A 13,869-nucleotide genomic window follows, 5' to 3' on the forward strand; every position below is an offset into this window, starting at 1 on the left:
GAATCCCCGAAGACGCCGCCAGTCGCGTCCAAAACAACATTCAATTCCTGGAGTGAGCGCCAATGAAAATCGTGGCCGGGAACAGCAATAAAGAACTGTGCTCCCAGATCGCCGCCTATCTCGGCATGGAACTGACCAAAGCCGATATCAAGCGCTTCGCCGACCAGGAGGTCTGGGTCGAGATTCATGAAAACGTCCGTGGGCAGGATGTCTTCGTGGTGCAGAGCACGTCTTACCCGGCCAACGACAATCTCATGGAACTGCTTGTCTGCATCGACGCGCTGCACCGGGCGTCGGCGCAGCGGATCACCGCCGTGCTGCCTTATTTCGGCTATGCGCGCCAGGACCGGAAACCGGGGCCGCGCACACCGATCTCGGCGAAGCTGGTCGCCAACCTCATCACCGGCGCGGGCGCCAACCGGGTGCTGACCATGGATCTGCACGCCGGCCAGATTCAGGGCTTCTTCGACATCCCGACGGACAATCTCTATGCCGAGCCCGTGTTGCTGCGCGACATCCAGGAACAATATGACGGCGAGAGCCTGATGTTCGTGTCGCCCGATGTCGGCGGCACGCTGCGCGCCCGGCGTCTGGCGTCGCGGCTCAATGCCGATCTGGCGATCGTCGACAAGCGCCGCGAAAAGGCCGGCGTGTCCGAGGTCATGAACATCATTGGCGAGGTCGAAGGCCGCCACTGCATCCTCGTCGACGACATCGTCGACTCGGCGGGCACCCTGTGCAATGCGGGCAAGGCGCTGATGGAACACGGCGCAGCATCGGTGTCGGCCTATGTGTCCCATGGCGTGCTGTCGGGCAAGGCGGTCGAGAGGGTCGCCGGCTCGGTCCTGAAGGAACTGGTAATCACCGATTCCATTGCGCCCAGCGAAACGGTGCTGGGCTGTCCCAACATCCGCATTGTCACCATCGCCCCGCTGATCGCCGAGGCCATGCGCAGAATCAACGATGAAAGCTCGGTCTCCAGTTTGTTTGATTGAGTTTCCCGGCTTTTTCCGCTAGAACGCCGCGATCTTGCGGACCCGCACCCCTGGAGGCGGGACGCTCGTGGTGTAATTAACGGAGTTTCAAATGTCGGAAATCGGCACTCTGGTGGCGCAACCTCGTGATCGGGTGGGTAAGGGGTCCTCCCGTGCGGCGCGCCGCGCTGGCCTCGTCCCCGCCGTCATCTACGGTCTGGGCAAACCCCCTGTATCCATCACCCTGCCCTTCAACATCGTGAACAACGAGATGAAGAAGGGTCGCCTCGCCGGCCATCTCTTCAACCTTGACGTTGACGGCACTGTCGAGCGGGTCATCCCGCGCGACATCCAGGTCGACGTGGTCATGGACTTCCCGATCCACATCGACTTCCTGCGCCTCGCCAAGGATGCAAAGGTCGAAGTCGAGGTGCCCGTGCACTTCAGGAACGAGGAAGCATCGCCCGGCCTCAAGCGCGGTGGTGTGCTCAACATCGTCCGCCATGATGTCGCGCTGATCTGCCCGGCCGAGCACATCCCCGAGTCGATCGACGTCGACCTCACCGGCCTCGATATCGGCGATGCAGTCCACATCACCAACATCAAGCTGCCGGAAGGCGTCACGCCGGCGATCACCGATCGCGATTTCACCATCGCAACCATTGCCGCCCCGTCTGGCGGCGTCGGTGACGAGTCGGATGAAGAAGCCGCTGAGGAAACCGAGGGCGAGGGAGAATAAGGGGGCTCAGGCCCCTTCCCTCGGGAAATCATGCTGCTGCTCGTCGGCCTGGGTAATCCGGGCGACCAGTACTACGACAACCGGCACAATGTCGGCTTCATGGCGGTGGACGAGATTGTCCGCCGCCATCGCTTTCCTGCATGGCGCCGCAAGTTCAAGTCCGAGATCAGCGAAGGCCTGCTGGGCATCGCCAAGGTGCTGGCCATGAAGCCGCAGACATTCATGAACCGGTCGGGCGAGGCCGTCGCCGAGGCGGTGAACTTCTACAAGCTGAGCCCCAGCGACGTGGTCGTGCTCCATGACGAACTTGATCTGCCGCCCGGCAAGGTGCGCATGAAGGTGGGCGGCGGTCATGCCGGCCACAACGGCCTGCGCGACATCGAACGACACATCGGCGCCGGCTTCCGGCGGGTGCGGATCGGAATCGGCCATCCCGGCGACAAGAGCCGGGTGACCGGCTATGTGCTGTCCGACTTCACCAAATCCGACGACGTCTGGTTCGATCCGCTGATCGAGGCCATCGCCGACGCGGCACCCTATCTGGCCACCGGCCAGGACGAGAAATTCATGACCCGGGTCGCAATGCTGACCCAGCAAGATCAGAAGGACGGAACCTGATGGGCTTCAAGTGCGGCATTGTCGGCCTGCCGAACGTCGGTAAATCGACCCTGTTCAACGCCCTGACCCAGACCGCGGCGGCGGCGGCCGAGAACTTTCCGTTCTGCACCATCGAGCCGAATGTGGGCGTGGTGCCGGTGCCGGACACACGGCTCGATTCCTGCGCCCGCATCGGCAAGTCGGGTCAGATCATTCCGACCCAGCTCACCTTCGTCGATATCGCCGGCCTCGTGCGCGGCGCCAGCCAGGGCGAAGGCCTGGGCAACCAGTTCCTCGCCCACATCCGCGAGGTCGATGCGATCATCCATCTGCTGCGCTGCTTCGAGGATTCGGACATCACCCATGTGGATGGCCGTGTGGACCCGCTGGCCGATGCCGAGACCATCGAGACCGAATTGATGCTCGCCGACCTGGACAGCGTCGAGCGCCGCATCCCCGCCCTTCAGAAGCGGGCCAAGAGCAACGACGAGGAAGCCAAGCGCGACATCGTCCTGCTCGAGCGCGCGGTCGTCGCCCTTCGCGAAGGCCAGCCGGCCCGCACCGTGGACCTGGCCGACGATGAGCAACTGGCCTTTCAGCGCCTCGGCCTGATCACCGCCAAGCCGGTGCTGTATGTCTGCAACGTCGAGGAATCGGCGGCCGCGACGGGCAACGAATTCTCCGCGCGGGTCGCGGAAAAGGCGGCGCAGGAAGGCGTTCCCTGTGTCGTCATCTCCGCGGCCATCGAATCCGAGATCGCCCAGCTGGATTCGGGCGAGCGCGCCATGTTCCTGGAAGAGATCGGCCTGGTCGAGACCGGCCTGTCGCGCATCATCCGCGCCGGCTATGAACTTCTCGGCCTGGTGACCTATTTCACCGTCGGTCCCAAGGAGGCCCGCGCCTGGACCATTCCGAAAGGAACCAAGGCCCCGCAGGCTGCCGGTGTGATCCATACCGACTTCGAAAAGGGCTTCATTCGCGCCGAGACCATCGCCTTCGACGCCTATGTGGCGCATAACGGCGAGGCCGGCGCCAAGGAAGCCGGCAAGGCACGCCTTGAGGGCAAGGAATACGTGGTGCAGGATGGCGACATCCTGCATTTCCGCTTCAACACCTGAGGTTTCATGACCGCTGCGCCCGAGATCTGGTTCGAGGATTTCTTCGAATGCCAGCAACTCCAGTTCGGCAGCGTCACCGTAGCCCGGGAAGAAGTGCTCGACTTCGCCCGGCGTTACGATCCCCAGCCATTCCACATCGACGAGGACGCCGCCGCCGCATCGATCTATGGCGGCATCATCGCCAGCGGCTGGCATACCGGCGCCATGATGATGCGGCTGCTGTGCGACGGCCTGTTCCTGCGGGCGGCGGGCATGGGCTCGCCAGGCCTCGACCAGTTGCGCTGGGTCCGTCCGGTGCGGCCGGGCGATACGCTGACCCTGACCGGCAAGGTGCTGAGCGCCAAGCTGTCGCGCAGCAAGCCCGACCGCGGCTCGGTCGACATCAGCTACAGGGTTCACAACCAGCATGGCGAACTGGCCATGACTTTCCAGGCCGTGACGCTGTTCGCACGGCGCGATCAAGGGGAGACCGCTGATGGGTAAGGAAATCACGCTGAAGGCCATCGACGGCCATGAATTCACCGTCTATCAGGCCCCGGCGCAAGGCGAGCGCAAGGGCGGCCTGATCCTGATCCAGGAGATCTTCGGGGTGACGGCCCATATCAGGGAATTGTGCGATCATTTCGCCAGCCTGGGCTACGAGACCATGGCGCCCGCCATCTTCGACCGCTACCAGAAGAACTTCAGCACCGGCTATACGCCCGAGGACATGCAGGCCGCCGTGAAGATGGCCGGCACCTCCGGCATCGAGACGCCCATGCTCGATATCCAGGCGACGGCCGACGAGTTGAAAACCCGCGGTCCGGTCGCCATCACCGGCTTCTGCTATGGCGGCTCGCTAACCTGGGTCGCCGCCGCCAGGGTCGAGGGCCTGGCCTGCGCCGTCGGTTTCTATGGCCGGCTGATCCCCGAACATCTGGACTTGCAGCCGCTGTGTCCGGTCATGCTGCACTTCGGCTCACGCGACAAGAGCATCCCGATGGATGGCGTTCGCGCCACCGCCGAAGCACATCCGGCGGTAAAGGTTCACATCTACCAGGCTGACCACGGCTTCTGGTCCGACCGCCCGGCCAATCACGACGACAACGCCATCGCGCTGTCGCACGAGCGCATGCTGGCGTTCCTCGACCAGCACATGAGGGACTGAACGGCCGCGCCGGCATCATGGTCGGCGCAGTTCCACCGCCGCCGGTGGGTCAGTGTCCCTCATACGCGCACAGCGCCTTTACCGGGCATCCCAGCGCTTCCAGTTTCCTGGTGCCGCCCATCTCGGGCAGGTCGATGACGAACGTGCAGCCGACGACGGTCGCGCCGATCCGCTGCAGCAGCATGACGGCCGCCTCGGCGGTGCCGCCGGTGGCGATCAGGTCGTCGACGATCAGCACGCGCTGGCCCTTCACCACCGCATCCTGGTGGATCTCCAGCTTGTCGTAGCCATATTCCAGCGCATAGTCCTGGCCGAAAGTCTGCCACGGCAGCTTGCCCTTCTTGCGGATCGGGACGAAACCAACCGACAGCTGGTGCGCGACGGCGCCGCCGAGGATGAAGCCGCGGGCGTCGATGCCGGCTACCTTGTCGATACCGCAACCCGCATAGGGCTGCACCATCTCGTCGACGGCCTTGCGAAAGCCCTGGGCATCGCCCAGCAGGGTGGTGATGTCGCGGAACAGGATACCCGGCTTCGGATAATCCGGGATGGTGCGAATACGCGACTTGACCCAATCCATCATGGCTTTCCCCCCAATGCGCGGCCGGCCACCGCGTCCAGTTTCTTGATGAGATCAGGATCGCGCGCCGACGGCGCCGTGATCAAGGCGGTGTCGAGTACATGGTCGCAACCCTGTCCACAGGGATGCACCGACAGGCTCATATGGGCTGCGACCGACTTCACCAGGGCCCGCGCCCGGTCGGCGTTTGCGCCCAGCACCCGCAGAATATCACTCACCTGAACGTCGGCATGGGTTGGATGCCAGCAATCGTAGTCGGTGACCATGGCGATGCTGACGTAACAGATTTCGGCTTCGCGTGCCAATTTGGCCTCGGGCATGTTGGTCATGCCGATCACGTCGCAACCCCATTGCCGGTACAATTCGGACTCGGCCAGGGATGAGAATTGCGGGCCTTCCATGACCAGATAGGTGCCGCCCTGATCGAGCGAAATGCCGGCGTCGATCGCCGCCTCGGTAACCAGGCCGCCGAACCTGCTGCAGACCGGCTCGGCCATGGAGACATGGGCAACGAGCCCGGTGCCGAAGAAGCTTTTCTGCCGCGCGAATGTGCGGTCGATGAACTGGGTGACCCGCACGAAGCTGCCCGGCGGCAGGTCCTCGCGAAGCGAGCCGCAGGCGCTGAGCGAGAGAAGGTCGGTAACCCCGGCACGCTTCAGTGCGTCGATATTGGCGCGGTAGTTGATTTCACTGGGCGGAATGCGGTGACCACGCCCATGACGCGGCAGGAATACCAGCTTGATGCCGCCCAGCGTGCCGGTGAACAACTGGTCGGACGGCTCGCCGAACGGAGAGGTGACGCTCTCCCAACGGGCGTTCTCGAGGCCGTCGATTTCGTACAGGCCGCTGCCGCCGATGATGCCAAGGACCGGTTGTTCCGCCACGGCGCCCCCCTCAGGCTGGTGTTAGCGTGGAAGCTGTTTTTCCACCTGTACGTCGACCTTGCCGTCGGCGGTCGAGGTGAACAGCAGGACAAGATCGACATCCTTGCCGCAGCCGCTGACCGTCCACGTCTCATATTCGCCGTCGGCGACCTTGGGCTCATAGCCCTCTGGCGGCCCCTTGGCCGTATCGAGCAGGCCGCGCGCCTCGCAATTCTGGATCTTCGCCTTCCTGATGATCAGCGGTCGAAGATCGATCACCAGTTGCAGGTCCTGAGCGGTCTCGCCGGGCGCGACCGGCTTGATTTCCAGGCCCTTGTCGGTGGCGGTGAAAATCGCGTTGAACAAGGATTGCCGGCCGCATCGGGTAACCTGGAAGCGTTCGAGCCAGCGCCCCTTCTTGGGAATGGTTGCGCCGGCCTCCATTTCGATGGGCTCCATGATCTTCATGGCATAATTGCCCATCGTGTAGGCATCCTTGCACGCACGGCCCACGGACTGATCCTCGCGGAGCGCGATATACGCCTTGGCCTCGTTGTGCTTCTTGCCCTTCAGAAACCCGGCGAAGGGAGTGTCGGGTTTCAGATCCTCAGCCTTGCTGATGGTTTGCGCAAACGCGCCATGGCCGGTCAGTACGAAGGCGCACACGGCCATGGCGCAAAGCTTGAAGGACATCACGTTCTGGCGTCTCCTGCGGTCCCGGGCCTAGTGGCCGAGCACTCGCTTAGAGATGCGTTTGTAGCTGAAGAAAAGCAACCCGCAGACGATCAGCAGAAAGCCGACGATCAGGAAGCCCATGCTCTTGCGCTGCTCGAGCTTCGGCTCGGCGGCCCAGGCAAGGAAGGTGGTGACGTCATAGGCCATCTGCTCGACCGTGGCCGTGGGCTGACCTTCGGTGTAGGACACCTGCTCGTCGACCAGCGGCGGCGGCATGGCGATCAGGTGACCGGCCTTGTAGGGATTGTAATAGCTGCCGTCCGGAATCTTGCCGCCCGGGATATGCTTCAGATCTTCGGCGGTCGCGTCATGGTACCCGATCAGGATCGAATACAGATAGGACGCTCCCCCTTCGCGGGCCTTGACCATCAGGGACAGGTCGGGCGGCACCGCACCATTGTTCGAGGCCGCGGCCGCCTCCGGATTGGCATAAGGCGACGGAACATAGTCGAACGGCTTGCCGGGACGATCATTGACGTCGCCCGTCTCCATGTCGGGCTCGCCCACCACGGTGAAGCTGGCGGCGATTGCCTTGATCTCGGGCTCGCTGAACCCGATGCCTTCGAGCTGGCGGAACGCCACCAGATTGAGCGAATGGCACGATTGGCAGACTTCCTTGTAAACCTGGAAGCCACGCTGCGCGGCGGCCCGGTCATAATGGGCGCCAATGATCTTCTCGTGCGGCCAGCCCTGCGGCGGGTGCTTCGGCTCCTCGCGGTCGGACGCACCGAAGGCGAGCGAGGGAATGGCGAGGCCCAACACAAGGGCCATGCCGGCGAGGATGTTCTTGTTGTTCATTGCAGCTTCCCCTCGCTCAGGCGTGTTTGGCCAGCACAGCCTGGGAGATGCTCTCAGGCAGTGGTCGCGTCTTCTCGATCCGGCTCAGTACCGGCAGCAGGATCAGGAAGTGGAAGAAGTAGTAGGCGGTCGCGACGCGGCCGATCAGCAGCCAGTAGCCTTCCGGCGGATTGGCGCCAACGAAGCCCAGCGCGATCACGTCGACCACCAGCACCCAGTAGAACTGCTTGAAGATCGGACGGAAGGTGCCGGAGCGAACCTTGGACGAGTCGAGCCACGGCAGCGCGAACAGGATCAGGATCGCCGAGAACATGGCGATGACGCCCATCAGCTTGTCCGGGATCGAACGCAGGATCGCGTAGAACGGCAGATAGTACCATTCCGGCACGATGTGCGCCGGCGTCACCAGCGGGTCGGCCTGGATGTAATTGTCCGGGTGACCCATATAGTTCGGCGCGAAGCAAACCACCGCGAAGAAGATCAGCAGCAGCAGGGACACCATGAAGGAGTCCTTGGCCGTGTGATACGGATGGAAATCGATCTGGTCCTGCGGCCCCTTCACGTCGATACCCAGCGGGTTGTTGGACCCCGGGATATGCAGCGCCCAGATGTGCAGGACGGCGACGCCGGCAATCACGAACGGCAGCAGGTAATGCAGGCTGAAGAAGCGGTTCAGCGTCGGGTTGTCGACCGAGAAGCCACCCCACAGCAGCGTCACGATGTCCTGGCCGACGAACGGAATTGCGCCGAACAGGTTGGTGATCACGGTAGCGCCCCAGAAGCTCATCTGGCCCCACGGCAGCACGTAGCCCATGAAGGCGGTCGCCATCATCAGCAGGTAGATCACCAGGCCCAGCATCCACAACAGTTCGCGCGGCGCCTTGTACGATCCGTAGTACAGGCCGCGGAAGATGTGGATATAGACGACAATGAAGAAGAACGACGCACCGTTGGCGTGCACGTAGCGCAGCAGCCAGCCATAGTTGACGTCGCGCATGATGTGCTCGACCGACGCAAAGGCCATCGCCGTGTGCGGCGTATAGTGCATGGCCAGGATGATGCCGGTGATGATCTGGACGCCCAGCATGAGACCGGCGAGCGAGCCGAAGCTCCACCAGTAATTCAGGTTCTTGGGTGTCGGATAGGCGACCAGCGCACCGTGCATGACGGTGAACAGCGGAAGCTGCCGGTCAAACCATTTAACGAAGCCGTTCTTCGGCTCGAAGGAGCGTGATGGATGCATGGCTTTTCCTCTTTAGCCGATGCGAACGCGGGTATCGTTCAGGAACGCATACTCCGGCACTTCGAGGTTGAGCGGCGCGGGACCTTTGCGGATGCGGCCCGACGTATCGTATTCCGAACCGTGGCACGGACAGAACCAGCCGCCGAATTCGCCCTGCTCGCCGAGCGGGATGCAGCCCAGATGGGTGCAGACGCCAATCATGATCAGCCAGGGCTCGTGGCCCGGCTTGGTCCGCTGGGCGTCGGTCTGCGGGTCCTTCAGTTCCTGGATGTTGACATCCTTCGCCTCGGCGACCTCTTCTTCCGTGCGGTGACGGATGAAGACCGGCTTGCCGCGCCACTTGACGCGGATGCTCTGACCGACCTGAACCTTGGAGATGTCAACCTCGATGGACGACAGTGCCAGCACGTCGGCCGAGGGATTGAGATTATCGACCAGCGGCCAGACCGCCGCTGCAGCGCCTACGGCGCCGAAGCCCCCGGCGGCGATGAACAGGAAATCCCTGCGCTTGACGCCTTCGCCGTGGTGCTCGCTCGTTGAATCAGTTGTGGACATTCAGACCCACCCGTTCTGCTTCTTTTTCTGTATGTGGGGCATTCCTGCCCCTGATGTGGCTGCCGTGTTTTGGCACCATCAAAAGCAATTGTCCAGTCGGGATGCTTGCAAATCTGTGCCCTCGCGGACGCCGATGCGACGCTTGACGCAGGTCTGCGATCCGCCCAACGTCGCCGCCATGCGGATCGCCCTTTATCAGCCCGACATGGCACAGAATGTTGGTACGCTGCTGCGCCTTGCGGCCTGCCTTGCCGTGCCCGCGGACATTATCGAGCCATGCGGGTTTCCCTTCGGCGATCGTGCGCTGCGCCGCTCGGGCATGGATTATCTCGACCACGCGGATTATACCGCTCACGCAAGCTGGGAGACGTTCCTGGCGGCCGGCCCCGGCCGACTTGTGCTGTTGACGACCCGCGCGAGCACATCCTACACGGCATTCCGCTTCGAGCCAGGCGATGTGCTGCTGTTGGGCCGGGAATCGGCAGGCGTGCCGGACGAGGTCCACGATCAGGCCGACGCGCGGATCGCCGTGCCGATGGTCGCCGGCTTGCGCTCGCTCAACGTGGCGGTGGCGGCCGCGATGGTATTGGGAGAGGCGTTACGGCAGACCGGCGGTTTTCCGCCATCAGGGGATTATCGATGACTCACGTTCCAGACGAGCACAAGGTCCGGGCCCGCATGTGGTTCCACAGCCTGCGCGACCGCATCTGTTCCAGCTTCGAGATGATCGAGGACGAGTTGCGCGGCCCGTTCCGCGACCGCCGCGCCGGCCGCTTCGAGCGCACCGAGTGGACCCGTTCCGGTGGCGGCGGCGGAGTCATGGCGGTGATGAAAGGGCGGGTGTTCGAGAAGGTCGGCGTCAATGTCTCCACCGTCGAGGGAACCTTCTCGCCGGAATTCGCCAAGAACATCCAGGGCGCCGAGGAGGATCCGCGCTTCTGGGCCAGCGGCATCTCGCTGGTCGCGCATATGCGCTCGCCGCTGGTGCCGGCGGTCCACATGAATACCCGCCACATTATCACCACCCGGGGCTGGTTCGGCGGCGGTGCCGACCTGACGCCGATGGTTCCCGACGACCAGGACACGGAACAGTTCCACGGCGCGCTGCAAGCCGCCTGCGACAGGCACGACCCGGCCTACTATCCGAAGTTCAAGCAATGGTGCGACGAGTATTTCTTCCTTCCGCACCGCAACGAGCCGCGCGGCGTCGGCGGAATTTTCTACGATTCGCTCAATACGGGCGACTGGGAGGCGGACTTCGCCTTCACCCAGGATGTGGGCCGCGCCTTTCTCGACGTCTATCCCAGGATTGTCCGGAGGCACATGAACGACGAGTGGACCGACGAGCAGCGCGAGTACCAGCTGGTCCGCCGCGGCCGCTATGTGGAATTCAACCTGATCTACGACCGCGGCACCACCTTCGGCCTGAAGACCGGCGGCAATGTGGATGCCATCCTGATGTCCATGCCGCCCGAGGTGAAGTGGCCGTAGCGAAACCGGTCAATCCAGGCTGTCGATCCTGGCCAGCAATTCGGCCCGGCTCGGCTCGAAGCCCTCGTCCACCCATTGCCGCTCAAGCGCCCGCAACAGCTTGCCGACCCGCTCGCCGGCCGGGATACCGTGGCCGACAAGGTCCGCGCCCCTGACCGGAAAGGACGGTGCGGACCACGCCTCGGCCAGCGCCACAAGCCATTGCCGGTCCTGGCCGTCCGACGCCCACTCCAGCAAGGCCAGGTCGCGGAAGCGTTCGGCGCCCAGCCAATAGACCTGAGCCCGCGCCTCGGCGTCCGTCAGGCCCGTGGCAATCTCGGTCTCGCCTGCCGCCATGCGGCGAAGCCGGACCTTGTCCTTTCCCGACAGCTTCCACCGGTCAGCAAGGCCGGTCAGGACATCCGCGCGGCGGCAGGTCAGCGATGCAAGCCGCAGCAGCGCGTCCCCCTCGCCGATCTCGAGGAGGCGCTCCAGGCAGTGCGGCGCGCACGCCTCGGGCAAGACCAGTTGCAGGACGCCGGACTCCGCCATGACACGCAAGGTCGCCATCGGCGCCGGCGCTTCCAGCAGGCGCAGCATCTCGGCGCGGACGCGCTCTACCGACAACCGGTCCAGATCGTCCCGCCGGTCGCGGCAGGCGGCAAGCCCCTCATCGTTCATCGGCCCGGCGCCATACCAGGCGTGGAACCTGAAAAACCGCAGGATGCGCAACGCGTCTTCCTCGATGCGCCGGGAGGCGTCACCGATGAACCGCACATGGTGCGCCTGGAGATCGTCCACGCCGCCAACCGGATCGTAGACCGTGCCGTCCCGGTCACAATAGAGCGCGTTCATGGTGAAATCCCGGCGGCTTGCATCCTCGGCCCAGTCGTCGGTGAACGCCACGACGGCACGGCGCCCGTCGGTTTCCACGTCGACCCGCAAGGTGGTGACCTCGAATGGCCGGCCGCGCGCCACCGCGGTGACCGTCCCATGCTCGATGCCGGTGGGAATCGCTTTCAGCTTCGCGTCCTGAAGCAACTGGATCACCGCTTCCGGCTTCTGGTCGGTGGCGATGTCGATGTCGCGGACCGTGCGGCCGGCAAGCGCGTCGCGAACGCAGCCGCCGACGAACCGGGCCGTCCCGCCCTGTGCCATCAGCGCGGCCACGACGTCGGCCGCCCCGCCCTCGGACAGCCAGGACTGGGAGATTACCGTGCCCGTCTTGCGCATCAGCCCTTGAGCTTGTTGTACAGGTTCACCAGAATGCCCGCCGTCGCCCCCCAGATGTGATGACCATCGTACGGCATCACATAATAGTGGCGCATGGCGCCGCGCCATTCCCGGCTTTCCCGCTGATGGTTGGCCGGATCGAGAAAAAAGTCGAGCGGCACCTCGAACACCTGCGCCACCTCGTCGACCTGCAGGGTCAGGCTGAATCCGGGGCGCACCAGACCGACGACGGGTGTGATCGAAAACCCGGTGCCGGTCTCATAGGTGTCCAGCGCGCCGACGATGTCGATGAATGACCGGTCGAGACCGATCTCCTCCCAGGTCTCGCGCAGCGCCGTATCGACCGGATCCCTGTCGGTGTCATCGACGCGGCCGCCGGGAAACGCCACCTGACCGGGATGACTGCTGAGATGGTCGGTGCGCAGGGTAAGCAACACGGTCGCGCCGCCGTCCCGGTCGATCACCGGCACTAGCACCGCGGCGGGCCGCAGCTTGCGGTCGGGCGGCAGGCCCGCGCGAATATCGGGCGTCAGGTCGTAATCGCTGGCCGGCGCATGCAGACCCGGTACGCTCGGCACGTCCAGAAGCCGCCCGTGGAACAGCTCGTGCAGCATGCTCAGTCGGCCGCGTCCAGGCTGCCGATGGCGAAGAACCGGCCCCGGCTGACAATACCCAGCTGGGTTTTGCCATCGACGATCCGTTCCTCGCCCGCGTCGACCAGCTGATAGAAGACCGGCCGGGCGATCAGCGCCCAGAGGTTCTTGCGCACCAGCACATAGGGCGACGGCTCGGCGGTCTCCGGGTCGATCTCGACGCGAATGGGATTGTCGGGCCCGGCGATCACCTCGTCGTCCACATTGGTGCGGAAGACGATGCTCTGCTCGGGTCCAGGCTCGAAAATATCGGCTTCGACGGCCACGAACGGCGCATCGTCGACAATGATGCCCAGCTTCTCGACCGGCGTGACCAGGAAATAGCTGTCCTCATCACGGCGGATGACGGTGGAGAACAGCTTCACCATGCGCTTCCGCCCGATCGGCGAGCCCATATAGTACCAGGTGCCGTCCCGGGCGATTCGCATGTCGATGTCGCCGCAGAAATCCGGGTTCCACTTGTCGACCGGCGGCAGCTTCTTGTCCTGCAGGCGGGCCATGATCTCCGCCAGGTTGAGCGTGGCCGGGCCAGGCGTTGAATCGGTCATGGCGCAGCTTCCCGTTGCTCCAGCGTGTCGGTGGCATGATCACCGCTTGCGGCAGGCTTCTCGATCAGCCCTTCGAGGTTGCGGGCGGCGCCCTCGACCAGCGCCCGGATCAGCACGCGGTTCGGATCGACCGGGCCGGGCAACCGCAGCCCTTCGGCGCCGACGCGCTGAAAGTCGACACGGCTGTAATAGGGCAGGTCACCGACCAGGATCACCAGCTTGTGTCCCAACTGCGTGGCGCGCTGGAGCCCGACGCGCATCAGGCCCATGCCGATACCTCGGCCCGCATATGCCGGCTCGACAGCCAGCGGACCGAGGAGGATCGCAGGCACCGGCGCGCCGTCCGATTGCAGGGGCCGAATCTGGATCGGCCAGAATTGCAGGCTGCCGCGAAGCGCCTTGTTGTCGAAAGCGACAAAGCCCAACTCCGGCAGCGCCGCGACGCCTTCACGCAAGCGATAGACTGTCTTCTTCTGGCGATCGGGCCCGAATGACCGGTCCAGCAGCGCCTCGACGGCAGCCGGGTCGGCCTCGCGAAAGGGTCGAATGTTGATCATGGCGCGCACTATACAGCAATTCCGCGCCGTCCCAAGCCGGACCAGAAACAGACAGCGGC

Annotated in this window: 18 protein-coding genes; 8 read left to right on the top strand and 10 right to left on the bottom strand. The window is 64.2% G+C overall.

The window, feature by feature from the left end:
- Positions 1 to 62: 62 nt before the first annotated feature.
- The 6 genes from WJU21_RS05925 to WJU21_RS05950 all read left to right on the top strand — a co-directional run bounded on the left by WJU21_RS05925 (position 63) and on the right by WJU21_RS05950 (position 4,575).
- Entirely contained in the window at positions 63 to 995 is a 933-nt protein-coding gene (locus WJU21_RS05925) for a ribose-phosphate pyrophosphokinase (protein WP_346322482.1), read from the top strand.
- A 91-nt stretch (positions 996 to 1,086) separates the two neighbouring features.
- Complete coding sequence (locus WJU21_RS05930) at positions 1,087 to 1,713, top strand: 50S ribosomal protein L25/general stress protein Ctc (RefSeq protein ID WP_346322483.1); 627 nt, start codon at positions 1,087 to 1,089, stop codon at positions 1,711 to 1,713.
- A gap of 30 nt (positions 1,714 to 1,743) precedes the next feature.
- Positions 1,744 to 2,331, top strand: a complete 588-nt coding sequence (gene pth / locus WJU21_RS05935) for an aminoacyl-tRNA hydrolase (protein ID WP_346322484.1) — start codon at positions 1,744 to 1,746, stop codon at positions 2,329 to 2,331.
- The gene (ychF, locus tag WJU21_RS05940) at positions 2,331 to 3,428 is read left to right on the top strand and encodes a redox-regulated ATPase YchF (protein ID WP_346322485.1); all 1,098 of its coding nucleotides are present in this window, start codon (positions 2,331 to 2,333) and stop codon (positions 3,426 to 3,428) included. Before pth ends, ychF begins: the two co-directional genes overlap by 1 nt.
- A gap of 6 nt (positions 3,429 to 3,434) precedes the next feature.
- Positions 3,435 to 3,911 carry a MaoC family dehydratase gene (locus tag WJU21_RS05945; protein ID WP_346322486.1) on the top strand — a complete coding sequence of 159 codons (477 nt, stop codon included), beginning with the start codon at positions 3,435 to 3,437 and terminating at the stop codon, positions 3,909 to 3,911.
- Entirely contained in the window at positions 3,904 to 4,575 is a 672-nt protein-coding gene (locus tag WJU21_RS05950) for a dienelactone hydrolase family protein (protein ID WP_346322487.1), read from the top strand. The genes WJU21_RS05945 and WJU21_RS05950 overlap by 8 nt, the downstream gene beginning before the upstream one ends.
- 49 nt (positions 4,576 to 4,624) lie before the next feature.
- Here WJU21_RS05950 and WJU21_RS05955 read toward each other — a convergent pair whose 3' ends face one another.
- The 6 genes from WJU21_RS05955 to petA are packed head-to-tail and all read right to left on the bottom strand — an operon-like array spanning position 4,625 to position 9,349.
- Positions 4,625 to 5,155, bottom strand: a complete 531-nt coding sequence (locus WJU21_RS05955) for an adenine phosphoribosyltransferase (protein WP_346323471.1) — start codon at positions 5,153 to 5,155, stop codon at positions 4,625 to 4,627.
- Positions 5,155 to 6,039, bottom strand: a complete 885-nt coding sequence (locus tag WJU21_RS05960; RefSeq protein WP_346322488.1) for an S-methyl-5'-thioadenosine phosphorylase — start codon at positions 6,037 to 6,039, stop codon at positions 5,155 to 5,157. Before WJU21_RS05960 ends, WJU21_RS05955 begins: the two co-directional genes overlap by 1 nt.
- Positions 6,040 to 6,060: 21 nt before the next feature.
- A complete protein-coding gene (locus WJU21_RS05965) occupies positions 6,061 to 6,711 on the bottom strand; it encodes a hypothetical protein (protein WP_346322489.1) in 651 nt (216 codons plus the stop codon).
- Positions 6,712 to 6,741: 30 nt separating this feature from the next.
- On the bottom strand, positions 6,742 to 7,551 hold the full coding sequence (locus WJU21_RS05970; RefSeq protein ID WP_346322490.1) for a cytochrome c1: 810 nt from the start codon (positions 7,549 to 7,551) through the stop codon (positions 6,742 to 6,744).
- A 16-nt stretch (positions 7,552 to 7,567) separates the two neighbouring features.
- Positions 7,568 to 8,794, bottom strand: coding sequence for a cytochrome b/b6 (locus WJU21_RS05975; RefSeq protein ID WP_346322491.1), 1,227 nt, complete (start codon positions 8,792 to 8,794; stop codon positions 7,568 to 7,570).
- Between the two features lie 12 nt (positions 8,795 to 8,806).
- Complete coding sequence (gene petA, locus WJU21_RS05980) at positions 8,807 to 9,349, bottom strand: ubiquinol-cytochrome c reductase iron-sulfur subunit (protein WP_346322492.1); 543 nt, start codon at positions 9,347 to 9,349, stop codon at positions 8,807 to 8,809.
- 178 nt (positions 9,350 to 9,527) lie between these two features.
- Here petA and WJU21_RS05985 point away from each other — a divergent pair, with 178 nt between their 5' ends.
- Both WJU21_RS05985 and hemF read left to right on the top strand, forming a co-directional pair.
- Positions 9,528 to 9,992, top strand: a complete 465-nt coding sequence (locus WJU21_RS05985) for a tRNA (cytidine(34)-2'-O)-methyltransferase (RefSeq protein ID WP_346323472.1) — start codon at positions 9,528 to 9,530, stop codon at positions 9,990 to 9,992.
- Positions 9,989 to 10,840 carry an oxygen-dependent coproporphyrinogen oxidase gene (gene hemF / locus WJU21_RS05990; RefSeq protein WP_346322493.1) on the top strand — a complete coding sequence of 284 codons (852 nt, stop codon included), beginning with the start codon at positions 9,989 to 9,991 and terminating at the stop codon, positions 10,838 to 10,840. Before WJU21_RS05985 ends, hemF begins: the two co-directional genes overlap by 4 nt.
- 9 nt (positions 10,841 to 10,849) lie before the next feature.
- Here hemF and WJU21_RS05995 read toward each other — a convergent pair whose 3' ends face one another.
- From WJU21_RS05995 to WJU21_RS06010, 4 genes are read right to left on the bottom strand one after another with little or no spacing between them, the layout of a single operon-like run.
- The gene (locus WJU21_RS05995) at positions 10,850 to 12,052 is read right to left on the bottom strand and encodes a CCA tRNA nucleotidyltransferase (RefSeq protein ID WP_346322494.1); all 1,203 of its coding nucleotides are present in this window, start codon (positions 12,050 to 12,052) and stop codon (positions 10,850 to 10,852) included.
- Entirely contained in the window at positions 12,052 to 12,666 is a 615-nt protein-coding gene (locus WJU21_RS06000; RefSeq protein ID WP_346322495.1) for a CoA pyrophosphatase, read from the bottom strand. Before WJU21_RS06000 ends, WJU21_RS05995 begins: the two co-directional genes overlap by 1 nt.
- A 2-nt stretch (positions 12,667 to 12,668) precedes the next feature.
- Complete coding sequence (locus tag WJU21_RS06005) at positions 12,669 to 13,253, bottom strand: DUF1285 domain-containing protein (protein ID WP_346322496.1); 585 nt, start codon at positions 13,251 to 13,253, stop codon at positions 12,669 to 12,671.
- Positions 13,250 to 13,810: an N-acetyltransferase gene (locus WJU21_RS06010; protein ID WP_346322497.1), complete on the bottom strand. Its 561-nt coding sequence runs from the start codon at positions 13,808 to 13,810 to the stop codon at positions 13,250 to 13,252. The genes WJU21_RS06005 and WJU21_RS06010 overlap by 4 nt, the downstream gene beginning before the upstream one ends.
- Between the last annotated feature and the right edge of the window lie 59 nt (positions 13,811 to 13,869).

Source organism: Emcibacter sp. SYSU 3D8 (genome assembly GCF_039655875.1).
GTDB lineage: Bacteria > Pseudomonadota > Alphaproteobacteria > SMXS01 > SMXS01 > RI-34.

Coding starts and splice junctions, on each gene's coding strand:
- WJU21_RS05925 (WP_346322482.1), top strand. CDS start 63: ATGAAAATCGTGGCCGGGAACAGCAATAAAGAACTGTGCTCCCAGATC.
- WJU21_RS05930 (WP_346322483.1), top strand. CDS start 1,087: ATGTCGGAAATCGGCACTCTGGTGGCGCAACCTCGTGATCGGGTGGGT.
- pth (WP_346322484.1), top strand. CDS start 1,744: ATGCTGCTGCTCGTCGGCCTGGGTAATCCGGGCGACCAGTACTACGAC.
- ychF (WP_346322485.1), top strand. CDS start 2,331: ATGGGCTTCAAGTGCGGCATTGTCGGCCTGCCGAACGTCGGTAAATCG.
- WJU21_RS05945 (WP_346322486.1), top strand. CDS start 3,435: ATGACCGCTGCGCCCGAGATCTGGTTCGAGGATTTCTTCGAATGCCAG.
- WJU21_RS05950 (WP_346322487.1), top strand. CDS start 3,904: ATGGGTAAGGAAATCACGCTGAAGGCCATCGACGGCCATGAATTCACC.
- WJU21_RS05955 (WP_346323471.1), bottom strand. CDS start 5,155: ATGGATTGGGTCAAGTCGCGTATTCGCACCATCCCGGATTATCCGAAG.
- WJU21_RS05965 (WP_346322489.1), bottom strand. CDS start 6,711: ATGTCCTTCAAGCTTTGCGCCATGGCCGTGTGCGCCTTCGTACTGACC.
- WJU21_RS05970 (WP_346322490.1), bottom strand. CDS start 7,551: ATGAACAACAAGAACATCCTCGCCGGCATGGCCCTTGTGTTGGGCCTC.
- WJU21_RS05975 (WP_346322491.1), bottom strand. CDS start 8,794: ATGCATCCATCACGCTCCTTCGAGCCGAAGAACGGCTTCGTTAAATGG.
- petA (WP_346322492.1), bottom strand. CDS start 9,349: ATGTCCACAACTGATTCAACGAGCGAGCACCACGGCGAAGGCGTCAAG.
- WJU21_RS05985 (WP_346323472.1), top strand. CDS start 9,528: ATGCGGATCGCCCTTTATCAGCCCGACATGGCACAGAATGTTGGTACG.
- hemF (WP_346322493.1), top strand. CDS start 9,989: ATGACTCACGTTCCAGACGAGCACAAGGTCCGGGCCCGCATGTGGTTC.
- WJU21_RS05995 (WP_346322494.1), bottom strand. CDS start 12,052: ATGCGCAAGACGGGCACGGTAATCTCCCAGTCCTGGCTGTCCGAGGGC.
- WJU21_RS06000 (WP_346322495.1), bottom strand. CDS start 12,666: ATGCTGCACGAGCTGTTCCACGGGCGGCTTCTGGACGTGCCGAGCGTA.
- WJU21_RS06005 (WP_346322496.1), bottom strand. CDS start 13,253: ATGACCGATTCAACGCCTGGCCCGGCCACGCTCAACCTGGCGGAGATC.
- WJU21_RS06010 (WP_346322497.1), bottom strand. CDS start 13,810: ATGATCAACATTCGACCCTTTCGCGAGGCCGACCCGGCTGCCGTCGAG.